General features: G+C 54.6%; 31 protein-coding genes and 1 pseudogene. 13 read left to right on the top strand and 19 right to left on the bottom strand.

The features are described from left to right. The first annotated feature begins 18 nt into the window (after positions 1 to 18). Genes ispH through QZ279_RS04145 form a run of 6 tightly spaced genes read left to right on the top strand, consistent with a single transcriptional unit; the run spans position 19 to position 3477 of the window. The gene (gene ispH / locus QZ279_RS04170) at positions 19 to 969 is read left to right on the top strand and encodes a 4-hydroxy-3-methylbut-2-enyl diphosphate reductase (RefSeq protein WP_293448313.1); all 951 of its coding nucleotides are present in this window, start codon (positions 19 to 21) and stop codon (positions 967 to 969) included. Beyond that, entirely contained in the window at positions 966 to 1415 is a 450-nt protein-coding gene (locus QZ279_RS04165; protein WP_293448310.1) for a DUF3429 domain-containing protein, read from the top strand. Before ispH ends, QZ279_RS04165 begins: the two co-directional genes overlap by 4 nt. Next, a complete protein-coding gene (locus QZ279_RS04160) occupies positions 1412 to 2014 on the top strand; it encodes a class I SAM-dependent methyltransferase (RefSeq protein ID WP_293448307.1) in 603 nt (200 codons plus the stop codon). Before QZ279_RS04165 ends, QZ279_RS04160 begins: the two co-directional genes overlap by 4 nt. Beyond that, positions 2007 to 2459, top strand: a complete 453-nt coding sequence (rnhA, locus tag QZ279_RS04155) for a ribonuclease HI (protein ID WP_293448304.1) — start codon at positions 2007 to 2009, stop codon at positions 2457 to 2459. Before QZ279_RS04160 ends, rnhA begins: the two co-directional genes overlap by 8 nt. Further along, on the top strand, positions 2456 to 2857 hold the full coding sequence (locus QZ279_RS04150) for an NUDIX domain-containing protein (protein ID WP_293448302.1): 402 nt from the start codon (positions 2456 to 2458) through the stop codon (positions 2855 to 2857). Before rnhA ends, QZ279_RS04150 begins: the two co-directional genes overlap by 4 nt. Then, a complete protein-coding gene (locus QZ279_RS04145) occupies positions 2854 to 3477 on the top strand; it encodes a trimeric intracellular cation channel family protein (RefSeq protein WP_293448299.1) in 624 nt (207 codons plus the stop codon). The genes QZ279_RS04150 and QZ279_RS04145 overlap by 4 nt, the downstream gene beginning before the upstream one ends. A gap of 5 nt (positions 3478 to 3482) precedes the next feature. Here QZ279_RS04145 and QZ279_RS04140 read toward each other — a convergent pair whose 3' ends face one another. Genes QZ279_RS04140 through def (QZ279_RS04120) form a run of 5 tightly spaced genes read right to left on the bottom strand, consistent with a single transcriptional unit; the run spans position 3483 to position 6141 of the window. Further along, on the bottom strand, positions 3483 to 3719 hold the full coding sequence (locus QZ279_RS04140; protein ID WP_293448296.1) for a hypothetical protein: 237 nt from the start codon (positions 3717 to 3719) through the stop codon (positions 3483 to 3485). A gap of 4 nt (positions 3720 to 3723) precedes the next feature. Beyond that, positions 3724 to 4638, bottom strand: a complete 915-nt coding sequence (gene fmt, locus QZ279_RS04135; protein ID WP_293448293.1) for a methionyl-tRNA formyltransferase — start codon at positions 4636 to 4638, stop codon at positions 3724 to 3726. Next, positions 4635 to 5126 (bottom strand): peptide deformylase, encoded by a 492-nt coding sequence (gene def / locus QZ279_RS04130; protein WP_293448290.1) that lies wholly within the window; start codon positions 5124 to 5126, stop codon positions 4635 to 4637. The genes fmt and def (QZ279_RS04130) overlap by 4 nt, the downstream gene beginning before the upstream one ends. Then, positions 5123 to 5626 carry a peptide deformylase gene (def, locus tag QZ279_RS04125; protein WP_293448288.1) on the bottom strand — a complete coding sequence of 168 codons (504 nt, stop codon included), beginning with the start codon at positions 5624 to 5626 and terminating at the stop codon, positions 5123 to 5125. The genes def (QZ279_RS04130) and def (QZ279_RS04125) overlap by 4 nt, the downstream gene beginning before the upstream one ends. After that, the gene (gene def, locus QZ279_RS04120; protein WP_293448285.1) at positions 5623 to 6141 is read right to left on the bottom strand and encodes a peptide deformylase; all 519 of its coding nucleotides are present in this window, start codon (positions 6139 to 6141) and stop codon (positions 5623 to 5625) included. Before def (QZ279_RS04120) ends, def (QZ279_RS04125) begins: the two co-directional genes overlap by 4 nt. Positions 6142 to 6249: 108 nt before the next feature. Here def (QZ279_RS04120) and QZ279_RS04115 point away from each other — a divergent pair, with 108 nt between their 5' ends. After that, the gene (locus tag QZ279_RS04115; protein WP_293448282.1) at positions 6250 to 7419 is read left to right on the top strand and encodes a MalY/PatB family protein; all 1170 of its coding nucleotides are present in this window, start codon (positions 6250 to 6252) and stop codon (positions 7417 to 7419) included. 59 nt (positions 7420 to 7478) lie between these two features. Here QZ279_RS04115 and cobM read toward each other — a convergent pair whose 3' ends face one another. From cobM to QZ279_RS04075, 8 genes are all read right to left on the bottom strand, one after another. Then, positions 7479 to 8267 carry a precorrin-4 C(11)-methyltransferase gene (gene cobM, locus QZ279_RS04110; RefSeq protein WP_293448279.1) on the bottom strand — a complete coding sequence of 263 codons (789 nt, stop codon included), beginning with the start codon at positions 8265 to 8267 and terminating at the stop codon, positions 7479 to 7481. 25 nt (positions 8268 to 8292) lie between these two features. Next, on the bottom strand, positions 8293 to 10119 hold the full coding sequence (cobJ, locus tag QZ279_RS04105) for a precorrin-3B C(17)-methyltransferase (RefSeq protein ID WP_293448276.1): 1827 nt from the start codon (positions 10117 to 10119) through the stop codon (positions 8293 to 8295). Then, the gene (gene cobI, locus QZ279_RS04100; protein WP_293448274.1) at positions 10110 to 10811 is read right to left on the bottom strand and encodes a precorrin-2 C(20)-methyltransferase; all 702 of its coding nucleotides are present in this window, start codon (positions 10809 to 10811) and stop codon (positions 10110 to 10112) included. The genes cobJ and cobI overlap by 10 nt, the downstream gene beginning before the upstream one ends. Next, positions 10808 to 12010: a precorrin-6y C5,15-methyltransferase (decarboxylating) subunit CbiE gene (gene cbiE, locus QZ279_RS04095; RefSeq protein WP_293448272.1), complete on the bottom strand. Its 1203-nt coding sequence runs from the start codon at positions 12008 to 12010 to the stop codon at positions 10808 to 10810. The genes cobI and cbiE overlap by 4 nt, the downstream gene beginning before the upstream one ends. Before the next feature lie 60 nt (positions 12011 to 12070). After that, positions 12071 to 12706 carry a precorrin-8X methylmutase gene (locus QZ279_RS04090; RefSeq protein ID WP_293448269.1) on the bottom strand — a complete coding sequence of 212 codons (636 nt, stop codon included), beginning with the start codon at positions 12704 to 12706 and terminating at the stop codon, positions 12071 to 12073. Continuing rightward, positions 12706 to 13893: a sirohydrochlorin chelatase gene (locus tag QZ279_RS04085; protein ID WP_293448266.1), complete on the bottom strand. Its 1188-nt coding sequence runs from the start codon at positions 13891 to 13893 to the stop codon at positions 12706 to 12708. Before QZ279_RS04085 ends, QZ279_RS04090 begins: the two co-directional genes overlap by 1 nt. Positions 13894 to 13897: 4 nt before the next feature. Next, the gene (locus tag QZ279_RS04080; RefSeq protein ID WP_293448264.1) at positions 13898 to 14125 is read right to left on the bottom strand and encodes a DUF6732 family protein; all 228 of its coding nucleotides are present in this window, start codon (positions 14123 to 14125) and stop codon (positions 13898 to 13900) included. A 196-nt stretch (positions 14126 to 14321) separates the two neighbouring features. Further along, a complete protein-coding gene (locus tag QZ279_RS04075; protein WP_293448261.1) occupies positions 14322 to 14840 on the bottom strand; it encodes a GNAT family N-acetyltransferase in 519 nt (172 codons plus the stop codon). Positions 14841 to 14948: 108 nt separating this feature from the next. Between QZ279_RS04075 and QZ279_RS04070 the strand changes: the two genes are divergently transcribed. Then, entirely contained in the window at positions 14949 to 15923 is a 975-nt protein-coding gene (locus QZ279_RS04070) for a glutathione S-transferase family protein (RefSeq protein WP_293448259.1), read from the top strand. Here QZ279_RS04070 and QZ279_RS04065 read toward each other — a convergent pair. Then, on the bottom strand, positions 15920 to 16282 hold the full coding sequence (locus tag QZ279_RS04065) for a response regulator (RefSeq protein ID WP_293448351.1): 363 nt from the start codon (positions 16280 to 16282) through the stop codon (positions 15920 to 15922). The two genes, QZ279_RS04070 and QZ279_RS04065, sit on opposite strands and share 4 nt — an antisense overlap. Before the next feature lie 181 nt (positions 16283 to 16463). On the opposite strand from QZ279_RS04065, the gene QZ279_RS04060 reads away from it, so the two are divergent. The 4 genes from QZ279_RS04060 to QZ279_RS04045 are packed head-to-tail and all read left to right on the top strand — an operon-like array spanning position 16464 to position 19914. After that, the gene (locus tag QZ279_RS04060) at positions 16464 to 16835 is read left to right on the top strand and encodes a DUF1636 domain-containing protein (protein WP_293448256.1); all 372 of its coding nucleotides are present in this window, start codon (positions 16464 to 16466) and stop codon (positions 16833 to 16835) included. Continuing rightward, entirely contained in the window at positions 16832 to 17794 is a 963-nt protein-coding gene (locus QZ279_RS04055) for a threonine-phosphate decarboxylase (RefSeq protein WP_293448254.1), read from the top strand. The genes QZ279_RS04060 and QZ279_RS04055 overlap by 4 nt, the downstream gene beginning before the upstream one ends. Then, positions 17791 to 18705 carry an adenosylcobinamide-phosphate synthase CbiB gene (gene cbiB / locus QZ279_RS04050; RefSeq protein ID WP_293448252.1) on the top strand — a complete coding sequence of 305 codons (915 nt, stop codon included), beginning with the start codon at positions 17791 to 17793 and terminating at the stop codon, positions 18703 to 18705. Before QZ279_RS04055 ends, cbiB begins: the two co-directional genes overlap by 4 nt. 33 nt (positions 18706 to 18738) lie before the next feature. Beyond that, positions 18739 to 19914, top strand: coding sequence for a lytic murein transglycosylase (locus QZ279_RS04045; RefSeq protein ID WP_293448249.1), 1176 nt, complete (start codon positions 18739 to 18741; stop codon positions 19912 to 19914). 49 nt (positions 19915 to 19963) lie between these two features. Here the strand turns inward: QZ279_RS04045 and QZ279_RS04040 are convergent, their stop codons facing one another. The 5 genes and pseudogenes from QZ279_RS04040 to QZ279_RS04020 form a co-directional block, all read right to left on the bottom strand. Further along, complete coding sequence (locus QZ279_RS04040) at positions 19964 to 20578, bottom strand: hypothetical protein (RefSeq protein WP_293448247.1); 615 nt, start codon at positions 20576 to 20578, stop codon at positions 19964 to 19966. Positions 20579 to 20634: 56 nt separating this feature from the next. Then, positions 20635 to 20769, bottom strand: coding sequence for an aa3-type cytochrome c oxidase subunit IV (locus QZ279_RS04035; protein WP_293448245.1), 135 nt, complete (start codon positions 20767 to 20769; stop codon positions 20635 to 20637). A 97-nt stretch (positions 20770 to 20866) separates the two neighbouring features. Continuing rightward, positions 20867 to 21310 (bottom strand): annotated as a pseudogene (locus QZ279_RS04030) (DUF6173 family protein). Then, positions 21303 to 22364, bottom strand: coding sequence for an MBL fold metallo-hydrolase (locus tag QZ279_RS04025; protein WP_293448241.1), 1062 nt, complete (start codon positions 22362 to 22364; stop codon positions 21303 to 21305). The pseudogene QZ279_RS04030 and the gene QZ279_RS04025 overlap by 8 nt, the downstream one beginning before the upstream one ends. After that, on the bottom strand, positions 22361 to 24082 hold the full coding sequence (locus QZ279_RS04020; protein ID WP_293448239.1) for an acyl-CoA dehydrogenase: 1722 nt from the start codon (positions 24080 to 24082) through the stop codon (positions 22361 to 22363). The genes QZ279_RS04025 and QZ279_RS04020 overlap by 4 nt, the downstream gene beginning before the upstream one ends. Positions 24083 to 24247: 165 nt before the next feature. Here QZ279_RS04020 and QZ279_RS04015 point away from each other — a divergent pair. Beyond that, the coding region (locus tag QZ279_RS04015; RefSeq protein ID WP_293448236.1) for an L-threonylcarbamoyladenylate synthase at positions 24248 to 24911 on the top strand (664 nt) is incomplete at its 3' end.

Genomic DNA, 24911 nt, shown 5'->3' with positions numbered 1-24911 from the left:
AACCCGACGGAGCCAAAAATGTCCAATCCCCCCCTTACCCTTTATCTTGCCGCCCCGCGCGGCTTTTGCGCAGGCGTCGACCGTGCGATTAAGATCGTTGAATTAGCGTTGGAAAAATGGGGTGCACCCGTTTTTGTACGCCACGAGATTGTACACAACAAATTCGTTGTTGATGCCTTGCGCGACAAAGGTGCAGTGTTTGTCGAAGAGCTTGACGAATGCCCCGATGATCGCCCCGTTATATTCTCCGCACACGGCGTTCCCAAATCCGTACCCGCCTCTGCAGCCAAGCGCGAGATGGTCTATGTGGATGCAACCTGCCCCTTGGTTAGCAAGGTTCACATCGAAGCAGAACGCCACCACGCGAACGGCTTGCAATTGGTGATGATCGGTCATGAAGGTCACCCCGAAACGGTCGGCACTATGGGGCAATTGCCCGAGGGCGAAGTATTGCTTGTAGAAGAAGCCGTTGATGTGGCTGGCCTTGATGTGCGCGATCCAGAAAAGCTAGCCTTCGTGACACAAACCACACTGTCTGTAGACGATACCGCCGATGTGGTCGCCGCCCTCCAAGAACGCTTTCCCGCAATCCAAGGCCCACATAAAGAAGACATCTGCTACGCGACAACCAACCGCCAAGAGTCAGTCAAAGCGATGGCCACAAAAACCAACACCATGCTGGTGGTAGGCGCGCCGAACTCATCCAACTCTCGTCGTTTGGTCGAAGTGGGTGCAAAAGCTGGCTGCGACTACGCGCAACTGGTGCAACGCGCAACAGACATAGATTGGCGCGCGCTGGAGGGTATCGAAAACATTGGGATAACGGCGGGGGCATCTGCGCCCGACGTGTTGATCACCGAAGTCATCGACGCCTTCAAAGCCCGTTACGACGTCACAGTTGAGGTTGTCGAGACCGCGAAAGAGAACGTCGAATTCAAGGTCCCACGCGTGTTGCGCCAAGCGTCATGATCCCACGCGCACCCCTTGTTCTTGGTTTAGCAGGCACACTCCCCTTTATCTGGGGCGCGATAACCACGGGCATGCCCGACCTGGCTTTGTCAGCCGCACAAACAATCGGGCCACGCTTTGTTGGCCCCTATATCCAATTGTTCTACGGCGCGGTCATCCTGTCATTCATGTCAGGTGTCCTCTGGGGATTTGCGACCAAAGCCGAGGGCGCACAAGCCGCGACAGGTTACGCGCTCTCCGTTCTTCCCGCACTCTGGGCTTTCTTCATGACGGGCGGGGGACCAACAAGCGCAGGCATTTACCTGATCGCAGGTTTCCTTGGTCTGCTCGCCCTTGATTACATGTTCTCCAAGTGGGGCCTGACCCCGCCATGGTGGATGCCGTTGCGCATGATTTTAACAGGCATCGTCGTCACATGCCTCGTCATAGGAGTTGTTTTGGGATGAGCGATGAAAACACGCTAAGAGTCTATGATGTGAAGGCACAAGAATATGCTGAGCTAACAGATGGTGTTGTAAACGACCCTGATCTGACGTGCTTCATGAATGCGCTCCCAAAAAGAGGGTTAATCCTAGATCTTGGCTGCGGCCCGGGCCACACGGCGGATCGGATGGCACAACACGGTTTCGCGGTTGAGGCAACAGATGCCTCCAGCGAGATGGTCAAAATTGCAAATCAGGTTCAGGGCGTCATCGCGCGCCAAGAAACGTTTGATGATTTGCATCGGATCGAACACTACGACGGCATCTTCGCCAACTTTAGCCTGCTGCACGCACAGCGCGATGCAGTTCCTGCTCACCTCACCCAAATCACCCGCGCTTTGAAAGCAGGCGGCATCTTTCACATAGGTATGAAGACCGGGTCAGGCGAAAAGCGTGACAGGATCGGGCGGCACTATTGCTATTTCACCGAGGAAGAGCTTGAAGCGATGCTGATTGAAAACGGGCACACGGTGATCCACCGCAACCATGGCAGTGACCTTGGATTGGACGGTGTGATGGCCGAATGGGTCGTGTTGCAAAGCAGGAAAAACGAAGATGCCTAAACTCATTGCCTACACAGACGGCGCGTGCAGCGGAAATCCTGGACCGGGCGGTTGGGGCGTCTTGATGCGCGCGATGGACGGTACAGAGGTTGTCAAACAGCGCGAACTTAGTGGCGGTACAGAGCTGACGACGAATAATCAAATGGAACTTATGGCGGCGATTTCCGCGCTTGAGGCGTTAGAGCGTCCCGCCGAGTTAACCATCGTGACAGACAGCACATACGTGAAGAATGGCGTGACCGGCTGGATCCACGGATGGAAGAAAAACGGCTGGAAAACCTCTGCCAAAAAGCCAGTTAAGAACGTCGAGTTATGGCAACGCATTGATGTCGCTCAAGCCCGCCATCAAGTGAAGTGGGAATGGGTCAAAGGCCACGCAGGTCATCCAGAGAACGAGCGCGCGGATGAACTCGCGCGCGCAGGCATGGCCCCGTTCAAGAAATGACCCGCCATGTGGTCTGCCCTGTCGCGCTCCATCCCGACGGCGCGCCACTGCGCATTCCAATCTTTGAACACCCCAAAGCGGGTTTGCAGTTGATCAAAGGCAGCTTCCAAGACGGCGAACGCTTTGAAGCAGGGGCCGCACGTGAATTATTCGAAAGATCCGGTGTAGAAACACGGTCCGCGATTTACTTAGGTCCAAGTGATGCGATCCAAACGGACGCTGTCTGGCACTTTTCCCTCTGCCGCGTATCCATTCCCGTTCGCGAGGCATGGCAGCACTTTTGCAAAGATGGCGGCGGGCATTTGTTCAAGTTCACTTGGCTTGACCTCTCGAACTCAGATCATGATCTACCCACCCCCTATTCCAACGCCATTTCGTGGATCAAGGACACATTATGAGTTTCCTCGTCCTGCTTGATTACACATCCGTCTTGGTCTTCGCCCTCACAGGTGCACTGGTCGCCTCGCGCGCGCAGCTTGATTTGGTGGGGTTTGCATTCCTTGCTGCGCTGACCGGTATCGGCGGCGGCACCGTGCGCGATGTGCTTTTGGATCGAAACCCGATCTTCTGGATCGAACAACCCGCCTACCTAGCTATTACCACCCTCGCAGCACTGTTCGTATTCTTCACAGCGCATCTGGTCGAAAGCCGCTATCGCCTTTTGATCTGGCTCGACGCGTTGGCACTTGGTGTCGCGGTCGCGGCAGGGATTGGCGCCGCACTCTCGCTGAACCAGCCACCCGTCATTTCGATCCTTATGGGGATCGTGACGGGCTGCATGGGTGGTTTAATGCGCGATATCGTGTGCAACGAGGTGCCTTTGGTGCTCAAGCAAGGCGAATTATACGTGAGCGCCGCATTTGCAGGGGCCGCATCCGGCGTTTTGGCATCCGCGATGGGCCTGCAATCTATGGGCGTGTTAAGTGCTGCAATTGCTGTGACGCTAATCTTGCGCGGCGGCTCAATCGCGTTCAGGTGGAGCCTACCGATCTACAAGCACGAACCCCCGAAAAACTAATCAGGCTACTTACGCCAGTCCGTCGGAACAATAATCAACGCACCGATTGAGGCAACGATTGCATCCACACCCGGCGATCCAAATCCAACACGGAACATGATCGTAATGAAGTAGAACAAGAACGCGCCACCTACGCAGATGATGATCGAAGGCAAATAACCGTTGTGTGTGAACTCGCTTTTCTCAGAGATATATCCAACAATCCCTGCAATCACGACCGTGCCGAAAAGTGCTAAAAACATTGCGTTATCCCTCCCCGAAACGGGTACCTTTGGGAACAGGTGTGCCCCGCAAAAACTCTTGCTCATCCTGCGCGCCTTTACCAGCCTTCTGCGCGCGAATGATCTGTACTGAACCTGTGCCACACGCGATTTCCAACGTATCATCAAGCGCAATGCCTGCATCACCCTTACCGTCAACAAGGCGGCTCGCGAGTAGCTTCACACGCGCACCGCCGAGCATGGTCCACGCCCCAGGAAACGGCGAAAGCCCTCTGATTTGGCGATCTATTTCCACAGCTTCCATGGTCCAATCGACCTGCGCTTCGGCCTTGTCGATCTTAGTTGCATAGGTCACGCCGTCCTCTGACTGAATTTCAGCCGTCAAATCATCCAAACGATCCAAAGCATCGCAAATCATTCTAGCACCCAATGCGCTAAGACGATCATGCAGTGCGCCCGTCGTTTCCTCAGCCCCAATCTCTGTCGTAGTTCGCAGCAATACAGGCCCAGTATCCAAACCCGCCTCCATCTGCATGATACATATACCCGTCTGCGCATCGCCCGACATAATCGCGCGGTGGATCGGTGCAGCCCCGCGCCAGCGTGGCAGGAGCGAGGCGTGAATGTTTAAACAGCCCTTCATGGGCGCGTCCAAGATGACCTGCGGAAGGATCAGACCATAAGCCACGACCACCGCGATATCCGCGTTCAATGCAGCAAATTCAGCCTGCTCATCCGCACCCTTCAAAGACACAGGGTGACGCACACTCAAACCCAATTCCAAAGTGCGCGCATGGACGGGCGTTGGACGCTCTTTCTTACCACGCCCCGCGGGGCGTGGGGGCTGGCAATAGACCGCTGCGATTTCATGACCCGCACCGATCAAAGCATCCAGCACAGGAACCGAAAAATCTGGCGTGCCCATTAAGATCACTCTCATACTTTGCGCGCCTTCTTGATCAGCATCTCACGTTTAACGCGGCTGAGGTGGTCGAAATATAACGTGCCGTTCAAATGGTCGATTTGGTGCTGTACAGAGGTCGCCCAAAGCCCGATGAAATCTTGTTGTTCGATTTCACCGTGCTCATTCATGAACTGCACAGTCACAGCGCGTGGGCGTTTGATGATCGCCGAGACACCCGGTAAATTCGGGCTTGCCTCGTCATGTTCACGCAACTCGACCGAGGCATGTAGAATTTCAGGGTTTGCCATGCGGGTGACTTTACCGCGCTCTTTGGAGGCATCAACGACAGCAAGGCGCTGCATCACACCAATCTGGTTTGCCCCCATGCCAACGCCGGGCATGGCCTCCATCGTGTCGATCAAATCGGTCCAAACAGCACGCACGTCATCTGTGATTTCGCTGACAGGTTTGGCCGCACTGCGTAAACGCCTGTCAGGCCACGGAATGCATTTACGAACGCTCAAACCACTGCTGCCTTATATTCGATTTCCAACACTGCGCGAGCGGTGTCATCGAGGTGATCAAAGATCACGCGTCCGCTCAAATGGTCCACCTCATGCTGCGCGCAAATCGCCTCGAACCCTTGAAGCAACATCGCTGCGCGCGCGCCGTTCAAATCCGTATACGTAAGTTCAACTTGATTGGGTCGAGTCACATCAGCCGCCACACCCTCGATCGACAGGCAGGCCTCTTCATTCGTGCTTAACTCATCCCCAAGCCGTTTGATCTCTGGGTTGATGCACACGAGCGGGCTTTTAACACCCTCTTTCCATGTCGCATCCATCACAAACAAGCGCTGCATTACGCCAACCTGCGGCGCAGCTAAACCACGACCGGGGGCCGCATACATCGTTTCGAACATATCACTGACCAATTGTGCAACCGCACCGTCAATCACACCAACCTCATCGCACACACGTTTCAGACGGGGATCAGGCCACATGACAATCGGTAGAATGCTCATTCGCGGGCCATCTCGCGCTTTAGCTTTTGCATCTTGCGTGTGATCATCTGACGTTTCAAAGGCTTGAGATAGTCGATGAACATCTTGCCCTCTAGATGGTCAATTTCGTGCTGCACGCAGGTCGCCCAAAGGCCATCCATATCGCGTTCTTGCAGGTTCCCATCCAGATCAAGCCATTCGACACGAACCTCAGACGGACGTGTCACATCCGCGTAAACGTCGGGGATCGACAGGCAGCCTTCGTCATATGTGCTAAGATCATCCGACGCGCCGATCACGCGTGGATTAACCATGACAACAGGCTCTGGCTTGGCACCATCTTCTTTGACGCAATCGAGCACGATCATCCGATCCAGCACACCAATTTGCGGCGCGGCCAGACCAATGCCCGGGGCCGCATACATGGTTTCGAGCATATCATCAGCCAGCTTGCGGATTTCGTCCGAAATATCGGGCAAAGCAGCGCAAACTTTCTTCAGGCGCGGGTCGGGATGGATCAAAATCTTGCGTTTCATAAGATGCATTTAAGCCAGCCACGCCCGCGCTGCAACTCACCACGGTGAAGCCCTTGCAGATTTGCGCCAATTCGATAGCTTGCGCGTAACCCAACAGGAGAATTCCCCATGAGTTTCGACGAGATCATCGACCGTTTTGGCACCCATTCCGTAAAATGGGACATGATGGAGGCGATCTACGGCGTTCCCGCCAGTGATGGAATTTCCATGTGGGTTGCGGATATGGATTTCCGCCCACCCCAATGTGTGTCCGATGCAGTCGCCAAGATGCACGAACACGGCGTCTATGGTTACTACGGCGACGACAAACCCTACCGCGATGCGATCTGCTGGTGGATGAAAACGCGTCACGGCTGGGATGTTGATCCAGCAGGCATTTTCACGACGCATGGTTTGGTGAATGGGACGTCGATGTGTGTCGATGCCTTCACGAAACCGGGTGATGGCGTTGTCCTGTTCACGCCGGTGTACCACGCCTTTGCCAAGGTTATCACCGCTGCAGATCGCACTGTGGTTGAATGTGAAATGGTCAACACGAATGGCCGTTACGAGCTGGATTTTGATGCATACGACGCACAAATGGCGGGTACTGAAACGATGCTCGTCTTCTGTTCGCCGCACAATCCGTCAGGTCGCGTTTGGACCAAGGCCGAATTGCAGGCCGTCGCGGCATTTGCCAAACGTCATGAGCTGATTTTGGTTTCCGACGAAATTCATCACGATCTGGTTTTCGACGGCAACTCACACATTCCAATGGCCAACATCACAGGCATCGAAGATCGCCTTGTGATGATGACGGCCACCACGAAAACCTTCAACATCGCGGGCGGCCATTCTGGCAACGTGATCATCGCAGACTCCGATTTGCGTGCACGTTTTGGCGCACGGATGATGGCGATGGGCTTGTCACCGAACTCTTTCGGCCTGTTCATGGCCGAGGCCGCCTACAGCCCTGAAGGCGCTGTTTGGGTGGATGATTTGGTGCAGTACCTTGATGGAAACCGCAAGATTTTTGATGCAGGTATCAACGCGATTCCTGGCTTAAAATCGATGAACATGCAATCAACCTATCTCGCTTGGGTAGATTTTGAAGATACTGGCATGAGCCACGAAGACTTTACCCGTCGCGTCGAACAAGACGCGCGTATCGCGGCCAACCATGGTCCAACGTTTGGCACGGGTGGCGAAAGCTTCCTACGGTTCAACTTCGCGACACCGCGCTCGCGGATCATCGAAGCGGTCGAGCGTTTGCAAGCGGCCTTCAGCGATCTACAGTAATTTTGGAAAACCCTTGAACAAAGGGGTCACTTATAAGTGATCCCTTTGTTCAAGAAACACTAGTCAATCGGTTCATCCAAGATTGCCCCATCCACAGGTCGCAAAACATGCGGCATTGCGGGATCATAAAGCGCGCTGTCTTTGAAATCGCGGATGTTGCCCAAGACGGGCCCAACAAGCGTCAATGCCGTGCGCGTAATCTTCTCAGCGCGCACCTTTTTGTGGATGTCTTTAAGCGTGCCACGAATGAACATCTGATCTGGCCAACCCACACGATACGCGACGACCACAGGACAATCGTCGCCGTAGTGCGGCCCCAATACACGCACTATCTCGCGCAAATTTCTAACACCCAAATGAATCGCCAAAGTTGCGCCGGTTGCAGCGAAATTCTCTAAAGTTTCTTTGGGCGGCATCGATGTGCTCTTCATCGAAACACGTGTCAAAATAATTGATTGCGCAATTTCTGGCACTGTCAATTCTTGACCCAAGGCCGCCGCAGCAGCCGCATATGCAGGCACACCTGGAATAATCTGATAGTCGATATTATCCGCGCGCAAGCGCCTGATCTGCTCTGCAATCGCGCCGTACAAAGACGGATCACCCGAATGCACACGGGCGACGTCTTCGCCACGTCCATGCGCTGCCAGAATTTCGCCGTGCGTATCATCCAGCGTCATAGGGGCGGTATCCATCACGCGTGCGCCCTCAGGTGCACCCGCAACTACCTCTTCCGGAACCAAAGATCCTGCGTACATACATACAGGACATGCCGCAATCAAACGCTGTGCTTTTAGCGTCAGCAATTCAGGATCTCCCGGCCCCGCTCCAATAAAATAAACGGTCATCGCTTCACCTTTTCCAAATATCCAATCACGACGCTTGCTCAGACAAATCGCCGTCAATTTTGCGCGCGTAGCCACGCGGCGTGTACATGCGTGGCCCTTCGCCAAGCTGCGCGAGTTTCGAATTGCTTGACCCGATCAAAACCACCGTCAGCATGTCGACCTCATCAACCTGTAATTCATCCAGACGACGATAGCGCACGTGTTCTTCTGGTCGTCCAAGGGACGACGCCAACATCACAGGCGTATCCGCAGGGCGATGCTTCAACAGAATGTCACGTGCTTCGGCTAGCAAAGTACGACGGGTTTTTGAAACGGGGTTATAGAAGGCAATCACAAAATCACCCTCAGCCGCAGCTTTCAAGCGGCGCAAAATATCATCACGGGGCGTTAGTAAATCGCTTAGCGAAATAGCACAGAAATCATGTCCCAAGGGCGCACCAGCCCGTGCAGCCGCACCTTGCAACGCAGACACACCGGGCGAACACACGACCTCGACACGGTGCGCAGCATCGCTGACGCCCATTTCGTTTTCGCCGCGATCCATCAATTCAAACACCAACGCACCCATCGCATAGATGCCCGCATCACCGGAACAGACCAAAGCGACGTTCTTGCCGAGTGCGGCTTGCTCGAGCGCATAACGACACCGCGCTTCTTCGCCCCCAAGCGGGAAGTCAGACTGCTCTTTGCCAATCGCCAAAGGCCCCAGCAGATCAATATACAGCCCATATCCGACCAATTCTTCAGCATCCGCAACGAGGCGCGACACCTCAGGCGTGCGCCAGCTTGCTTGCCCCGGTCCAATGCCCACGATCGACAAACGTCCACGCGAACGGCCCGCAAACTCGATCAACGGCTCAACCGCTTCACCCAAAGCCACAGTCACATTCGCGGTCTTTTGTTTCGCAATACGCAAAGACCCAGATGCGCCAACAATTGCCAAAGCAGCGCCTTCACTTACCCCGTGACACCCGACCTCAGCAAAGACCACGTCAGACGGATTCTGCAAACGCGCGACTTCTGCTTCAAGCTCAGCCGCCGTGAACAAACGCAAAGGCACACCAAGGCGCTTCGCCGTTTCGATCATCGCAGGCTCGTCACCTTTCAAGTCAATCGAGGCAACAGCAGCAACCGCACCTTCAGCAATCCCAGCATCCGCCAAAACGCTCTGCACCAAGTCCCACATTTCAGCAGGATCCGCATTGCGTGCACATCCAAGGCCCAATACAAAGCGCTGCGGATGATAGATCAGCGCAGCCTCGGACCCTGCGACAGGTGCTTCGGTTATAATCAATTCAACTCCGTCACCTGTGCTTTCAACGTCGAAAATATTCGAGCCCGTTACGCGCATGCCTGCACCACCCAACATCGCAGCCATCGCGCCTTTGGCGTCCTCAGGATTTGCCAACGCGTACCCAACGGGCGGTTCATCCAATGCAACACCCATTGCAACATCGCCAGCCGTCGTCACCGCAGCAACGCCACCTAGTGCTTCTGAAATCTGACGCGCCAAACGGTTCGCACCGCGATGCCCACCAAGCAGCGGTACAACTACGCCGCCATCATCACTGACCGATATCACGGGCGGTTCGTTGCGTTTATCTGCCAACAAAGACGCGACACCGCGAATAAGAATTCCGCTCGCGCACACGCCAATCACAGGGATCCCCGCTGCGAACAATTCACGTGCATGATCCAAAGCGTTCGCGAAGAACACATCCGCCCCATCAACACGGCCTTCGCGTCCATGCACCTGCGCATCAATCGCCTTTGCCACACGGTGCGCGGTTGCTTCACCAGAGCGCGAAAGCGTCAATACAACAGGTTTCACAAAAGTCGGTCTCACAGCCATGGATCGGCTCCTTTCGTGAGCAAAATCATCGAAAAATAGGGGGCTTTTTCAGGCGCATCTGCCAAAGGCAGTACAAGTTCCTCAGGCAAGCTCGCCCGTTCCACGTAAACGGCGCGATCCGTTAGATCCAAGTCATCAATCACACCTTTGATTTTCGCAAGATGTCGACCAACCTTCATGATCGCGACGCTTTCTGCACCTTCAATACGCGCACGCAATTCATCTTCGGGTAAAGGACCGGGCAACACAGTTAATCGTTCGTTACGCGCCGCCAAAGGCATGCCAGCGCTTGCAGCACAGGTCGTGATCGAGGTCACACCGGGCACGACTTCCACTTCAAACCGCTCAGACAAGCGCGCAAACAAATACATGAAAGAGCCATAGAAAAACGGATCGCCCTCGCACAAACAAATCACATCATCACCCGCGTTTAGCGCGTTAGCAATTTCTGCAGCACCCTTGTCATAGGCCGCTTGGGCGGGCGCGCGTTCGACGCTCATGGGCACGTCCATCACAATCTCACGTGCATCTCTGGGAATCACATCTGCTGCGATAGATCGCGCGAAACTCGCCGCCCCCGCAAGTGCGGGGTAAGCAACAACCCTAGCGCCCGCGATCAAACGGTGCGCCCGCAGCGTCATTAATTCGGGATCACCGGGACCAAGCCCGATACCATACAATTTGCCAGTCATCGCTTGATCAAGCTCCATTGTGTGACGGGCATGAAGGGTCGCCAGCCCGTCATGGACCCAACAGGTTCGGCGCGGTTCACTTGTAGTTTCACCAACTGCCCACCGTGTACCTTGTGCAAACGGATCAAGACCGCTTCACTTTCCAACGTCACGGCATTGGCTACCAAACGTCCCAGAGGTCGCAAAGCACCCCAAGCTGCGTCAAACGTCGCATCAGACAATCCACCACCAATAAACACAGCGTCCGGTGCGTCCAAACCAGCTAAAGCCTCGGGTACTTTACCGTCGATCAATTCCAACTTCGGCGCGCCCAAAGCCAGCGCATTCGCGGCTGCCATCGCACGTCTGTCAGCGCGTGGCTCAATCCCAATCGCACGTGCATAACGCGCAGCGCGCATCCATTCGACAGCAACTGATCCACAGCCCGTCCCAATGTCCCACAAAAGTGCGCCACGCATCGGCATCAACTTCGCCAACGTCGCAGCGCGCACCTCTTGCTTGGTCATCGTTCCATCGCTTTGGAACAACTCATCCGATAGTCCCGGAACACGCGGCAAAAGTGCGGCATCAGGGGCCGCAATGCATTCAACAGCCATTGTGTTAAACGCAGGCACCACATGATCCCAATCTGCAGCAATCCCGTCAAACCGTTGCTCGTCCTGACCACCCATTGCAGCCAAGACCGTCATCTTACTTTGCCCAAACCCACGTGCGCTCAAGAACGCAGCAATCTGCGCAGGTGTCTCAGCACCCGTCGTCAAAATCAGCAAACGAATGTCGGGCTGAATATAGGCGATCATCTGTTCCACAGGACGCCCATGCACCGTCAACGTTTCCACGTCAGGCATTGACCAACCCATGCGCGCTCCCGCTAATTGAAACGCACTCAACTGCGGATGATAGGTAATTTTACTTGGATCAATCGCTCGCCCAATGCGCGCACCAACGGAAAACCACAAAGGATCCCCCGTCGCTAAAACAACAACGCGTTTACCGCGATGGCTTTCCAAAACATCAATCAACGCATCAAACGGCGAGGGCCAAGCAACGCGCGTAGCGCTCACAGAACCACTCAACCGATGATGACGATCCCCACCAATAATAATTTCGGCTGCCTCAACAACGGCGCGGGTCGCAGGGACAAGCCCCTCCATCCCGTCTTCGCCAATTCCAACAATATGAAGCCAAGGATCAGACATACACATTCTCCTTTTCTAAATATCCCCGCCGGAGGCACCCGATTTTTCTAGAAAAATAGCTCATTGCTCTTCCGGCAATCCAGCCGCCAAAGCATTCACCGCTGCAGAAGCAATCGCAGATCCCCCACGTCGACCACGCAAAGCAACAAACGCACACCCGCGCGGACGATCCGCAAGCTCGGCCTTGCTTTCAGCCGCTCCAACAAAACCCACAGGAAATCCTAGGATCACAGCAGGCTTTGGCGCACCTGCGTCAATCATCTCAAGCAAATGAAACAAGGCCGTCGGCGCATTGCCAATCGCAACAACTGCGCCCTCCAAATGGGGCTCCCACAGTTCCACCGCCGCAGCAGATCGCGTATTGCCAATAGAAGCCGCACGCTCAGGAACACTGGGGTCATTCAACGTCACAATCACCTGATTATCACTCGGCAAATATCGCCGAATGATACCAGCCCCGACCATCTCGCAATCACATAAAACAGGCGCACCGGCCTGCAACGCACGATGCCCCGCAAGATATGCACCCTGTGAATAGGCAATGCGATCTGCGACCTCGACCATACCGCAGGCATGAATAAGGCGCACAGCAAGGCTTTGCATCCCGCTATCAAACCGCTCTAAGTTCGCCTCCGCACGCACGGTCGCAAAGCTTTGCGCATAGATCGCAGATGGGACGCGTTCATAGGGTCTCATCAGCGTTTCCGTGCGCTTTCTGGGCCGTGCGGGTGCTTGGCATGTGGGTATTCTGCATGGTGGTGATCGTGGTCATGATCATGGCCGTGGTGGTGATCGTGGTGATGCTTGTCCTGCATCGCCAAACGACACATACCGGTGCAGAACGTATCACACAGCTTACAATCTGCCACATTGGACCCGGGCGCTGACGCACCTTGGCCTTCAACGTGGTGATGATGGCTTTCTTGGATCGCGCCCACTTCGGATTCGAAACCCAAGACCTGTGTGCGATATTTGCACATCACGCATGTGGGCGGTGGGACCGAACTGAATGCAGGATGCTGGCGATCTTCGGCTTTGATATGGTGGTGCGTGCCGTCCTCAAGCGCGAGAACTTGTTCGCGAAATGCGCAAATCCCGCAATTGGGCGGAGGCACCGCGCCAAGCTGTTCACTCACACGTTCTGCAAACGTTTCTAGCACCTTGGGGTGATCTCCGAGGTAACCCGCTTTGATGAAAGTAATGTCTGGATGCTCGGCCGCCACCTGATCGGTAAAGCCATAAATACGATCGATCAAAATGCCGCTGAACAGGAAATACGGAAAGACGATGATCCGCTTATAGCCCAGCTTGGATGCGTGTTGCAGGCAAGGCTCTACCAAGGGGAACGTCACGCCAGAGTAACCAACCTCAAGCCAGCCAAAGCCCATGCCTTCTTGCAGCATACGCGCGATCTTTGCGACGTTGCCGTTTGCATCAGGGTCAGATGCACCGCGCCCAATCACAACAAGACAGGTGTCTTGCAAAGCGACGTCGCCGTGCTCTGCATTCGCACGCTCGACCGCGTCTTTGATACGTCCACCAGCAGCCGCCACCATCTTGGGGTCAACACCCAATTCACGTCCATAGGACACTTCTATGCCGTGCTTGGCCGCATATGTATTCAACACAGTCGGGATGTCATTCTTGGAATGCATCGCCGCAAACAACATGCCCGGCACTGCCAAAATCTTGTCGCAACCTGCTTCGCGCAGCTTGTCTAAGCCGTCGCGGATCACAGGATTCGCGAACTCAAGATAGCCGTATTCCATTTCCCAATCGCTGGGCAAAAATGGCGGCAGTTTTTCCGCCAACGTCGAAAACTCATCAACTGCGGATTGGCTACGCGAGCCGTGGCCGCAAATCATTACACCGATCTTGGTCATTGGATCATGCCTCCTGCAAATCTTCATCGTCGAGTTGGGCCTCATCTTCGGCCTCGCTCTTTTCTTTTTTCTTACCCTTCAAAGCCGCCCAAGCGCCCAGCGCAATCGCAGCGCCTATGGCTGCCGCACCCAACCAATGGCCATGGCCTGCGACCTCAGCCAAATGGCCCGGATGTGCAAAGGCCGCATTGGTCCAAAGCAAAACGACGAAAAATGTCAAAATGGGTTTCATTCTGCGGTCTCCTACATTTGGGCAAGACCGCAAAGGAGAGCCGGCAAGCGAGGCGCTTACCCAAAACCACTGACGCGTTCGCCCCCTATTTGGGTCAGCTTCTGCGCCACACCTATCCGGCCCCTTCGGGCGTTGTTAGCACCGCGTATATGCGCGCCACCAAATAGGTTCAAACGGATTCACGCCCCTTGAATGCTCAAGTGCGACGTCGCTCAAACCAACGCTCTGGCGTGGGGATGCCGTCGATCACATCATTGGTGTCGTGCGTGTGTTGGAACGGCGACCTGGCCAACAACGCCAAAGCACGTTTGTTCTGGGCATGTGTGATGGCGACGATACGTGTGATAGGTGTTTGGGCGAACAGCCATGCGCAGATCATTTCAACCGCCTCAAATCCCAGCCCATACCCCTGTGCACGTGTGGCTAGCGTTATGCCAAGCTCCGCTTCGCTTTCATCTTTTGCGATATGCATACCAATATCGCCGATCAAGGTGTCATCGCTGCGAGTGGCAATCCTAAGCTGGGTCCACTTGCCTTGCTTCAAAAACTCGACCTCAGACATATGCCCCAAGAATTTCAGCGCCCCTGCTTTGTCCATGGCATCCCAACCTTGAAACTTTGCCACGTCTGGATCACTGCGATAGGCGCGAAAGGCTGCGACATCGCTTTGGGCAAGACTGCGCAAGGTTAAACGATCTGTTTGTGCTAAGGCCATATGCGTCTCCTGTGCAGTTTCGCACGCTGTCTGCGCTATCCTCGGGGTATAAACATCCATCCTAGGGCGCTAGGTCATGAATGAACATTGCACAAAAGGATGATCAAAATGGGCTTACTTGTCGATGGTGTTTGGCGTGATCAGTGGTACGACACAAAATCTTCTGGCGGAGCGTTCGTGCGCTCGACCGCGGGTTTTCGAAATTGGATCACAGCAGATGGCAGCGCGGGACCCTCTGGCGAGGCGGGATTTCCTGCCGAACTCGGACGTTATCATCTTTATGTCAGTCATGCCTGCCCTTGGGCGCATCGCGCACTTATTTTCCGCGCTTTAAAGGGTTTGAACGATCACATCTCTGTCTCTGTTGTTCATCCAGACATGCTAAGTGATGGCTGGACCTTTGAGACAGACGCACATGGCGCAACGGGGGACACGCTGTACGGTTTGCCCTTTGCACGTGATATCTACTTGAAGGCCGATCCTGACATTTCAGGCCGCGTGACCGTGCCGATCCTATGGGACAAACAGCGCAAAACGATTGTGTCTAACGAATCTTCCGAGATCATTCGTATGATGAATTCTGCCTTCGACGCGCTCACAGGCAACACCTTGGATTACTGGCCAGAGGAATTGCGCGATGGCATCGAAGAGGTGAACGCGCGCATCTATGACACGTTGAACAACGGTGTCTACAAATCCGGCTTTGCGACGACGCAAGACGCATACGACGCCGCAGTTGGCCCCCTGTTCGATAGCTTGGAGTGGATCGAAACGATCCTAAGTGGCAATCGCTACCTGCTGGGCGATACCCTGACCGAAGCGGACTGGCGGTTGTTCACAACCCTTGTGCGCTTTGATCCCGTTTATCACCTGCACTTCAAATGTAACCGCAAGCGCATTGTGGATTTCCCCAATATCTGGGCCTACACGCGTGAGTTATTTCAAATTGCGGGTGTCGCGGAGACGGTGAACATGAACCATATCGTGCGCCATTATCATTATAGTCACGAGACGATAAATCCGAACAGGATCATTCCGACCAACCCAGTGCTAGATTTCATGGAACCTCACGGACGCGGTTAACTTTCATTCGCGTAGTGCTGCACCATAGAGGCGAGATCCTCAGGTGGTGTGGCACTTTGCACAAAGTCACATGCATTTGAGCTAAGTTGAAAGATCGATCCGTCTGAAAAGAAAGAGGTGTTTGTGACAAAGATAATGCGTGCATCGGGGCGACGATAGCTGGCGTAATCTGCGATCGCCAGGGCCTGACCTTCCGCTAAGATCAGATCGAGGATAATCATTTCAAAAGGCTGCGCACTAAGCGCTGTAAAAGCACGCGTCTGACTATTCACTAACGTGACCTTCATGCCGCGTCGTTCCAGACACGCTTTCCATAAGCTTCCCAGCTCTGGCTGACTTTCAACGATCAAAATTTCCATGTAGAACCACTGCTTTTTATGCGTTCTGTTTCCTCTGGTGTGTGCTGCAAGCATTTACATTGAGTTTACAGTCGCATGAGCATCTTAAATTATTCTCAAATTCGCTTAGAATTGCTTGCAGCGTGGGCGTGTTTCCGCTTGAACCAAACCTTGAGGGATCTAACACAAGGGCCAAAGCGACATGACCACATGGATTACAGTCTGCGATACATGTAAGTGCGACGATTGGAGCGCTGAAAAAGACGCGCTCACCGATGGTGAAGTTCTGGCTGCGGCTGTCGAAAAAGCCGCTGAGGGAACTGACATCAAGACCCGTCGAGTATCATGTCTGATGGGCTGTTCGCACAGCTGCAACATCGCCATTCAAGCCAAGGGAAAACTGGCCTATACGCTCGGAAAATTCGACGCGAGCGATACGTCTGCCGCGGGCATCGTGGAATATGCACAACAACATGCGGCGTCTGATACCGGACGCGTTCCTTTTCGCGAATGGCCAGTTGCTGTCAAAGGACATTTCATCACACGCCACCCCCCACTTCCAGACGCTGAATGAACGATCCTGCGCGCGATACTGGCCGCGATCACGGTGGGGGCCTAGACGGTGCAGCAGCCAAATTTGGCGGCACACGCAACGATTGGATTGACCTTTCAACAGGAATCAATCCGGTGCCATATTCTATTGGTGAATTCACATCGCACGACTGGACAGCGCTTCCAGATACTTCTGCCTTTGAAACATTGACGAGCGCAGCGCGCACTTTTTGGGGCGTTCCAAACGGTTCTGCGATCTTGCCCGCGCCAGGTGCATCCGCGCTCATCGCGCGCATTCCAGCCTTGGGTAACATCGGAACCGTCGATATTCCCGCACCGACGTATAACGAACACGCCGCCGCGTTTATTGCACAGGGCTGGACAGTTTCCGAAACCAGTCCAGACGCGCGCGTCTTGGTGCACCCCAACAATCCAGACGGTCGCGTATGGAAATCTGACGAGGCAAGCGCGCCCCTCACAATCATCGACGAAAGTTTTTGCGACATTTCCCCTGATGCCAGCCTTATTCATCTGGCTGACCGCAAAGGTGTGATCGTTTTGAAAAGTTTCGGCAAGTTCTGGGGCCTAGCTGGCCTGCGTCTCGGCTTTGCAATAGGCGATCCCGTGTTACTCGCAAAACTGAACAACTTCATCGGGCCTTGGGCCGTCAGCGGCCCTGCCCTACGCATCGGCGCAAATGCTTTGCAAGACGATGCGTGGGCCCAACAAACCCGCGTCCGTCTTGGTGCTGACACCACCCGTCTAGATGCATTGATGGCACAACAAGGTGCTACGGTTGCTGGTGGCACGACGCTTTTCCGACTTTATGATGTTGGTGACGCGCAGGCGTGGCAGAACAAACTCGCCCGCGCGCACATTTGGTCACGTGTCTTTCCTTACTCAACACGCTGGCTACGCCTTGGCCTTCCCGCGCCCAATCAATGGTCGCGCCTGAGCGCAGCACTTTCGAGCACCTCATGAGCACCACAGCCATTCTTTTCTGCGCGCTTCTTCTTGACGCAGCATTGGGTGAACCCAAATGGCTATGGTCGCGCGCACCACATCCCGCCGTTTTGATGGGCAACCTTATCGGATGGGCAGACAAAAAGTTCAACGCAGGTTCGCGCAGGCAAATCAAGGGAACATGTGTCATGCTCGCGCTTGCCGCATGTGCCATCGCACTTGGGCTCGTACTCGCAAGACTCGGCTTTCTCGTCGAAATCATCCTTGCTGCGATCTTAATCGCACAAAAATCCCTTGTGGAACATGTGGCAGCTGTCGCAAAGGGTGTACGCGCCTCCACACAAGATGGGCGCAACGCAGTCGCAATGATCGTGGGGCGCGACACGGCTGACATGGACGATCCTGCAATTGCACGCAGCGCCATTGAAAGCGCAGCAGAGAACCTATCCGATGGGATTATTGCACCTGCATTTTGGTTCTTGATCGGCGGCCTACCTGCGCTGCTGCTCTATAAAATCACCAATACCGCCGACAGCATGATTGGCTATCGCACAGAACGGCTCGAAGCCTTTGGCTGGGCCGCTGCGCGCTTTGATGATCTACTCAATCTAATCCCTGCCCGCATGACTGCATTGATGATCGCCATCGCCTATCGCCTGATGCCACGTTGGTTCGAAATCACCCAAGAGGCGCGTCAACACCGCTCGCCCAACGCTGGCTGGCCCGAAGCAGCAATGGCCCGTGCGCTTGGTATCGCCCTTTCTGGCCCACGCAGTTACCAGGGCGAAATGCGCGATTTTCCCTATGTTAACGAGACCGGACACAAAACAATCGGCGCGGCACAAATTGAGGCTGCAATACGTGCGCTCTGGGTCGTATGGGGTGTATTTACAGGTTTGGTGTTTGCGCTCTGGCTGATCGGTTTTTAAGCTGCGCGCAAGGTAATCAAGGATTTTCGCAACATGTTTTCACGCCTCCCCGCCTTCATTTTGATCGCAGCTCTTGGCGCTTCTCCCGCACTCGCCCAATCCTGCGGCGGCTCATTCAACAATTTTGTCAGCGGTTTAAAGAATGAAGCGGTGCAGCGCGGCCATGCGCGCGCCACCGTTGATCGCTTTTTCGCAAACGTGCGCAAAGACAACGGCGTTCTAAAGGCAGACCGCGCACAAGGCGTTTTTCAGCTCCCCTTCATCGATTTCTCACGTCGTTTGATCAGCCAAAGCCGTATCACCAAGGGCCGTTCTATGGGGCAGAAATATGGGAACACCTTCAAACGTATTGAACGTGACTACGGCGTCTCTCGCGGAGTTTTGCTGGCATTCTGGGCCTTTGAAACGGATTACGGTGCCATCCAAGGGAATTTCAACACGGCAAATGCGCTGATCACGTTGTCCCATGATTGCCGTCGTCCTGAACTTTTCCGCCCACAGGTTTTTGCAGCGCTTGAACTGTTTGAGAAGGGCAGCTTCGACCCAGCTAGCACCACAGGTGCATGGGCAGGTGAGATCGGCATGGTGCAAATGCTGCCCGCCGACATCTTGGAGAACGGGATAGACGGCGACGGCGACGGTCGCGTTTCTTTGAAAACATCTGCACCTGACGCGCTAGTCTCTGGCGGCAAAATGCTAAGCGGACTTGGCTGGCGTAAAGGCGAACCTTGGTTGCAAGAAGTCACGATGCCCAGTAATTTTGATTGGTCCAAAACCGGCCTCACCCATTCAGCACAAACAAGCGATTGGCAAAAAATGGGCGTGAGAGCGCGCGGTGGCAATCTTGTCGGCGGCCTGCCAAGTTCAATCATCCTCCCTCAAGGACGCAAGGGCCCTGCCTTCGTTGCTTACCCTAATTTTCGTGTGTATTTCGAGTGGAACCAAAGCTTCACATATGTGCTGACAGCTGCATATTTCGCCAACCGTCTAGAGGGTGCGCAAGTCTATAGCGCGGGCAATCCTGACGCTGGATTGAACAATGCACAGATGAAAAACTTACAGAAAAAGCTGGCTGCACGCGGCTATAACGTCGGTAAAATCGACGGCATATTAGGGGCAAACACGCGATCAACGGTTCAAGATATGCAGAAAAAACTGGGCCTACCTGCAGACGCATGGCCTACGCCATCCTTACTTAACAAGCTTTAGGCGTCACGTTGCAACTAAAAAACTCCACCCTTTTTGGGTGGAGGTAGATTTAGAAGGTTGTGAGCTTGGTTGCTTGAGCCGTGCCAAACGCCGTCGCTTTGTCGCCGGCATCATCCTCAAACAAGCGTCCTGTTTTCACACCTGGAATCTTCGCAAAATTTTCCATCAGCTTCTTGGGAAACAAATGACTGCCGATGTTCTCAAAGCCTGGTAATTGTGACAACAGCTTCGACGTGGATGTTGTACATTGGGTCTGGCTAACCGGCCCAAGGCCGCGCGCAATCGCAAATGCCTTTTCTGCAACCTCTGGCGCAACGACGACTTCTTGCATAACCACATGGTAGGTTTCGCGCGCATGCGCGCCTTTGAAGACGCTATAAACTTCAGGATTCACACCATAGATTACATCATTGCGCTCTGGAATTTCAGAGTGCTTGAATGACCCTGCAGGGTCCCAAATCACACGCTGCGAAGCGTTGATCATTAGCGATGTATGCGCGCCGCCGCCGGAACGGTTACTGATCATCGACATCAAGGTCAGCGTTGCGGGACCAGGTTCGCGGTACGCCATGCGCGTCACCATCTCGTCGGACGCCCATTCAGATTTCGCAGAACACCCCATAAGGGCAAGTGGCAGCAGCAGACACAATATAAACTTGCGCATATTTACCGCCCCCCAGCGGACCCAACGCGCCCCAAGTGGGCGCGTTTGAAAATTCATTAACCGTTAACGAGTGCTATGAAAACCAAAAGACAGATCGAAAAAACGCCCGTCCATGTGCAATACTTCATGAAGCCTTCGAAGGTTTTCTCTTGCACAGATGTGTCCATGCTACCGTGTTTATGCTCAGCCATTTTTCTTCTCCAAACTTTAGGTTGGGCGCTGATTAGCCGATTCCGGCAGCGCTGTCACCTAGGACGAACAGGCGCACCCCTTAAAGATGCAACCACTTTAACTTATGTCGCGCGCGAGCTTGAACCCAATGCGGTTCGGTTCGGCTGTTTCGACTTCTTTGGGCAGTGCGCGCAGCATCACATTTAGCTGGCTCACATGCTGGATCATCTGGGTTTTACCGCCAGTTGGATCAGACCCGTGGAACGTAATAATATCGGGATCAAAATAGCCCATGCCTTCGATCTAAAGAACACCCGCGTCCCCACCCGTGAAACCCATTGCGCCTTCGTGTTCATTGTCGAGTTGTTCTTCAAAGTTTTGAATATAGAGGATCAAACGATCGTAGGCCCGTTCCGCAGGGCTTTTGGCTTTGACAGGCTTGTCACCCGCGCCCACATTAACCTCGTCGTGGTTTTTTTAGCCGTCCGTGTGCTTTTCAAAGCAACGTGGCAACGCGTCGGCCTCAACCGCCTCTGCAGAGGTTTTGATCAAATCATCCATCGTTCATTCCCTCAGCAATACGACTATAGACCCAAGCGCCGTCATCGCGTTTTTTGCGACTGGCACGGCCCTCCAACCAAAGGTGCTGCACATGGGCGATAGATTCAACCAGCGCGAGACCATATTCGGCAGAACCGATCTTGCGCTTGAACAATGGCGCAAAACATTCACCCGCCGTGGAGGGTGTTTCAAGATGCGCCTCAAGCCGTTTCAAAGCCCCGTGGTGGTTGTCGATCAATTGGCGCATGCGCGTAGGCAATCCTGTGAATGGCAGCTTATGACCACCTAAAACAAGGTGATCTTCGCGGGCCAGCGTGTTCAGTCGTTCACAGGCCTCCAGCCAATCACCAACAGGATCAGCGTCGGGTTCAGTTGCATAAACCCCAATGTTCGAACTGATCGACGCAAGGATTTGATCCCCCGCAATCACCAAATTGTCAGCGCGAGACCATAGCGTTGCGTGCTCTGGCGCGTGGCCATTGCCCATGTGCACGTCCCAATCGCGCCCACCCGCGCGAATCGTGTCGCCTTGCTTGATGCGTTTAAACCCCAGTGGAAGTGGTGCAACCACATCAGAAAAATTGAAGGGGCGTTCTTTGGCACGCTCAGTCAGCACCTCATCGGACATACCTGCGCTACGCCAGAAATCCATGGTTTCGTTAGTTGGTACCGGCTGTTCATCCATTAGAAGCATACGCCCCATCAGCCAAGCCGTGCGCGTGGTCCAAAGCTCTGCACCATGTTCGGTCTGGAACCAACCCGCAAGACCGATATGATCAGGGTGATGGTGCGTCACGATGACCCGAGAGATAGGCTTGCCACCCAAAGGCCCAGCCATCAAATCAACCCAAATACTGCGCGATTTGCGGCTATCGAACCCCGTATCCACGATGGTCCAGCTGTCGCCTTCATCCAACGCATAAACGTTGACGTGGTCCAGCTTCATCGGCAGTGGCAGGCGCATCCACAGGATACCCTGTGCGACCTCTATCGCTTCTGATCCAGTTGGCGGCTCTTCCCAAGGATAGCGGATGGTACCGCCCTGTTCGCTCATGTGCCGCTCAGCTCATCTGCGCTAAGCGCGTATAAATCAGCGTCGCCCGCTCGGGCTTGTGCCAATAGCCCCATATGTTCTGGCAAAAGTCGCGTCATATAAATTTTCGCTAGCTTCGTGCGCGGGCCTTTGCCCTTTGTCGCAATCGCAGCTTTCAAATGCGCATACCCACCAAGGACACGCGCGAAGGCCATCAAATAAGGAACAGCACCCGCAAAACGCGCGTTCAGCTCGCCCTGTGCCAGCATCCATTCGGTTGCTTCACGCAGACTTTCGGTCGCCTCCCAAAGGGGTTCCCCCAAAGCAGGGCATGTTTCGCGTGCGCTCTCCAAATAGCCTTCGATCTCGTCGAGCAAGGCAAAAGCCGCATCGCCACCGTCCATCAATTTACGCGCGACAAGATCCATCGCTTGGATACCGTTGGTGCCTTCATAGATCGCCGTAACACGCACATCGCGGTAATACTGCGCAGCACCCGTTTCTTCGATGAAGCCCATTCCCCCATGAACTTGCACGCCCATTTCAGACACGCGCATGCCGGTTTCCGTACCGAAAACTTTGGCGATTGGCGTCAAGAACGTAGCGCGTGCGCCCCATTCCGCATCCCCAGTCGCCGTTTCCATATCAATTGCCGCGGCACACATCAGCGCAATTGCGCGCGCTGCAAACACATCCGCTTTCATAACGCTCAACATCCGGCGCACATCGGCGTGATCCATGATCGTGCCTGTTCCGCCCTCAATCGGGCTGCGTCCTTGCTTGCGCTCGTTCGCGTATTCTAGCGCTTTTTGCAAAGCGCCCTCAGCCGCGCCAATGCCCTGACCACCAACACCCAAACGTGCGTTGTTCATCATCGTAAACATCGCGCGCATGCCGCCAGCTTCGGGGCCGACAAGCCAGCCCTTTGCACCATCAAATTGCATCACAGCAGTTGGGCTGCCATGCAGACCCATCTTATGCTCTAAGCTGACCACTTTCAGCGTGTTCGCAACGCCCGGCTTTCCAGCTTCATCGGGTAGATATTTCGGGACAAGGAACAGGCTGATGCCTTTGGTGCCAGCCGCACCATCGGGTAGACGCGCGAGAACCAAGTGGCAGACGTTTTCCGCCACATCATGATCGCCCCAGCTGATATAAATTTTCTGGCCAGTGACGTTGAACGTCCCGTCGCTATTCGGTTCTGCTTTTGAGCTAAGCGCGCCAACATCGCTACCTGCATGCGGCTCTGTCAGGTTCATCGTGCCTGTCCATTCGCCCGAAATCAGCTTGGGCAAATACAGCTCTTTCAGCGCATCGGACGCGTGGTGCTCTAACGCTTCGATCTGGCCTTGCGACATCAGCGGCGCAAGTTGCAGCGACAAGCACGCCGATGCCATCATCTCGTTCACCGCTGTCGTAACAGTCATCGGCAAACCCATGCCACCATGTTCAACGCTGGCCGACATGCCGACCCAACCACCCTCTGCAATCGCTTTGAAAGCTTTCGCAAATCCGGGCGATGTGCGCACGACACCGTTCTCAAGACGCGCAGGTGTAAGATCGCCGTCACGGTTCACAGGGGCAAGCACATCTTCACTAAGACGCCCTGCTTCGGTCAGAATGGCTGACGTCAAATCAGGTGTCGCATCTCCGAAACGCGCTTGCGCAACAACTTCGCCAAGGCCGACAACATGGTCAAACAGGAACTGATAGTCAGGTAAAGGTGCACGATAAGCCATTTTGTCGTCTCTCTTTCGTCGATTCACTCTAAGCGCTATCACCGCAAGTGGGTGCTTGGCACGGCGCGCATTGCCACGTATGCCTGCGGAAGGCTCGCGCCACTGTACAAATCGGCGCGCGTACCTCGCAATGGAAACGCAACGTCAAATATAGGATGCTGGGACGTGACACTTCGGCTCACCTCATCACAGATAGATATCCAGCGCGCTGCTGACCTGCTTAACGCGGGCGGCTTGATCGCGTTTCCCACGGAAACCGTCTACGGGTTGGGCGCGGATGCACGTGATGGCCGCGCAGTTGCTGCGATCTATACAGCCAAGGGTCGACCCAGTTTCAATCCTTTGATCGTGCATGTCGCGGATGCTTTCAAAGCGCGTGAATATGGAGCGTGGTCTGCGATTGCCCAAAGCTTGGCCGATGCATTCTGGCCAGGCCCTTTGTCAATGGTTCTACCTTTGAGCCCAGATGCGGGTCTTAGCGAATTGGTTACAGCTGGGTTGGAAAGCGTCGCCATTCGCGTGCCCGCTGGTGATCTCGCACAAGAGTTATTGCGCGCCTTCGATGGCCCCGTTGCTGCCCCCTCTGCCAATCCATCAGGACGGATCAGCCCAACAACGGCGCAGCACGTTTTGACTGGACTAGAGGGCAAGATCGCAGGTGTTCTGGATGGCGGAGCATGTCCGGTCGGTTTGGAATCAACAATCGTTGGTCTCACGGGCGCTCCGACGCTTTCGCGTGCAGGTGGCGTGCCTCGTGAGGCGATTGAGGCTGTTCTTGGAACGCGCTTGGCTGATCCAAATCAAGGCATCATCTCTGCCCCCGGTCAAC

It is taken from the genome of Planktotalea sp. (genome assembly GCF_018607965.1).
GTDB lineage: Bacteria > Pseudomonadota > Alphaproteobacteria > Rhodobacterales > Rhodobacteraceae > Planktotalea.
This window is presented reverse-complemented; position numbering and strand designations above follow the sequence as displayed.

Excerpts from the sequence above, each read along its gene's own strand:
- ispH (WP_293448313.1), top strand. The coding sequence starts at position 19 with ATGTCCAATCCCCCCCTTACCCTTTATCTTGCCGCCCCGCGCGGCTTT.
- QZ279_RS04165 (WP_293448310.1), top strand. The coding sequence starts at position 966 with ATGATCCCACGCGCACCCCTTGTTCTTGGTTTAGCAGGCACACTCCCC.
- QZ279_RS04160 (WP_293448307.1), top strand. The coding sequence starts at position 1,412 with ATGAGCGATGAAAACACGCTAAGAGTCTATGATGTGAAGGCACAAGAA.
- rnhA (WP_293448304.1), top strand. The coding sequence starts at position 2,007 with ATGCCTAAACTCATTGCCTACACAGACGGCGCGTGCAGCGGAAATCCT.
- QZ279_RS04150 (WP_293448302.1), top strand. The coding sequence starts at position 2,456 with ATGACCCGCCATGTGGTCTGCCCTGTCGCGCTCCATCCCGACGGCGCG.
- QZ279_RS04145 (WP_293448299.1), top strand. The coding sequence starts at position 2,854 with ATGAGTTTCCTCGTCCTGCTTGATTACACATCCGTCTTGGTCTTCGCC.
- QZ279_RS04140 (WP_293448296.1), bottom strand. The coding sequence starts at position 3,719 with ATGTTTTTAGCACTTTTCGGCACGGTCGTGATTGCAGGGATTGTTGGA.
- fmt (WP_293448293.1), bottom strand. The coding sequence starts at position 4,638 with ATGAGAGTGATCTTAATGGGCACGCCAGATTTTTCGGTTCCTGTGCTG.
- def (WP_293448288.1), bottom strand. The coding sequence starts at position 5,626 with ATGAGCATTCTACCGATTGTCATGTGGCCTGATCCCCGTCTGAAACGT.
- def (WP_293448285.1), bottom strand. The coding sequence starts at position 6,141 with ATGAAACGCAAGATTTTGATCCATCCCGACCCGCGCCTGAAGAAAGTT.
- QZ279_RS04115 (WP_293448282.1), top strand. The coding sequence starts at position 6,250 with ATGAGTTTCGACGAGATCATCGACCGTTTTGGCACCCATTCCGTAAAA.
- cobM (WP_293448279.1), bottom strand. The coding sequence starts at position 8,267 with ATGACCGTTTATTTTATTGGAGCGGGGCCGGGAGATCCTGAATTGCTG.
- cobJ (WP_293448276.1), bottom strand. The coding sequence starts at position 10,119 with ATGGCTGTGAGACCGACTTTTGTGAAACCTGTTGTATTGACGCTTTCG.
- cobI (WP_293448274.1), bottom strand. The coding sequence starts at position 10,811 with ATGACTGGCAAATTGTATGGTATCGGGCTTGGTCCCGGTGATCCCGAA.
- cbiE (WP_293448272.1), bottom strand. The coding sequence starts at position 12,010 with ATGTCTGATCCTTGGCTTCATATTGTTGGAATTGGCGAAGACGGGATG.
- QZ279_RS04090 (WP_293448269.1), bottom strand. The coding sequence starts at position 12,706 with ATGAGACCCTATGAACGCGTCCCATCTGCGATCTATGCGCAAAGCTTT.
- QZ279_RS04085 (WP_293448266.1), bottom strand. The coding sequence starts at position 13,893 with ATGACCAAGATCGGTGTAATGATTTGCGGCCACGGCTCGCGTAGCCAA.
- QZ279_RS04080 (WP_293448264.1), bottom strand. The coding sequence starts at position 14,125 with ATGAAACCCATTTTGACATTTTTCGTCGTTTTGCTTTGGACCAATGCG.
- QZ279_RS04075 (WP_293448261.1), bottom strand. The coding sequence starts at position 14,840 with ATGGCCTTAGCACAAACAGATCGTTTAACCTTGCGCAGTCTTGCCCAA.
- QZ279_RS04070 (WP_293448259.1), top strand. The coding sequence starts at position 14,949 with ATGGGCTTACTTGTCGATGGTGTTTGGCGTGATCAGTGGTACGACACA.
- QZ279_RS04065 (WP_293448351.1), bottom strand. The coding sequence starts at position 16,282 with ATGGAAATTTTGATCGTTGAAAGTCAGCCAGAGCTGGGAAGCTTATGG.
- QZ279_RS04060 (WP_293448256.1), top strand. The coding sequence starts at position 16,464 with ATGACCACATGGATTACAGTCTGCGATACATGTAAGTGCGACGATTGG.
- QZ279_RS04055 (WP_293448254.1), top strand. The coding sequence starts at position 16,832 with ATGAACGATCCTGCGCGCGATACTGGCCGCGATCACGGTGGGGGCCTA.
- cbiB (WP_293448252.1), top strand. The coding sequence starts at position 17,791 with ATGAGCACCACAGCCATTCTTTTCTGCGCGCTTCTTCTTGACGCAGCA.
- QZ279_RS04045 (WP_293448249.1), top strand. The coding sequence starts at position 18,739 with ATGTTTTCACGCCTCCCCGCCTTCATTTTGATCGCAGCTCTTGGCGCT.
- QZ279_RS04040 (WP_293448247.1), bottom strand. The coding sequence starts at position 20,578 with ATGCGCAAGTTTATATTGTGTCTGCTGCTGCCACTTGCCCTTATGGGG.
- QZ279_RS04035 (WP_293448245.1), bottom strand. The coding sequence starts at position 20,769 with ATGGCTGAGCATAAACACGGTAGCATGGACACATCTGTGCAAGAGAAA.
- QZ279_RS04025 (WP_293448241.1), bottom strand. The coding sequence starts at position 22,364 with ATGAGCGAACAGGGCGGTACCATCCGCTATCCTTGGGAAGAGCCGCCA.
- QZ279_RS04020 (WP_293448239.1), bottom strand. The coding sequence starts at position 24,082 with ATGGCTTATCGTGCACCTTTACCTGACTATCAGTTCCTGTTTGACCAT.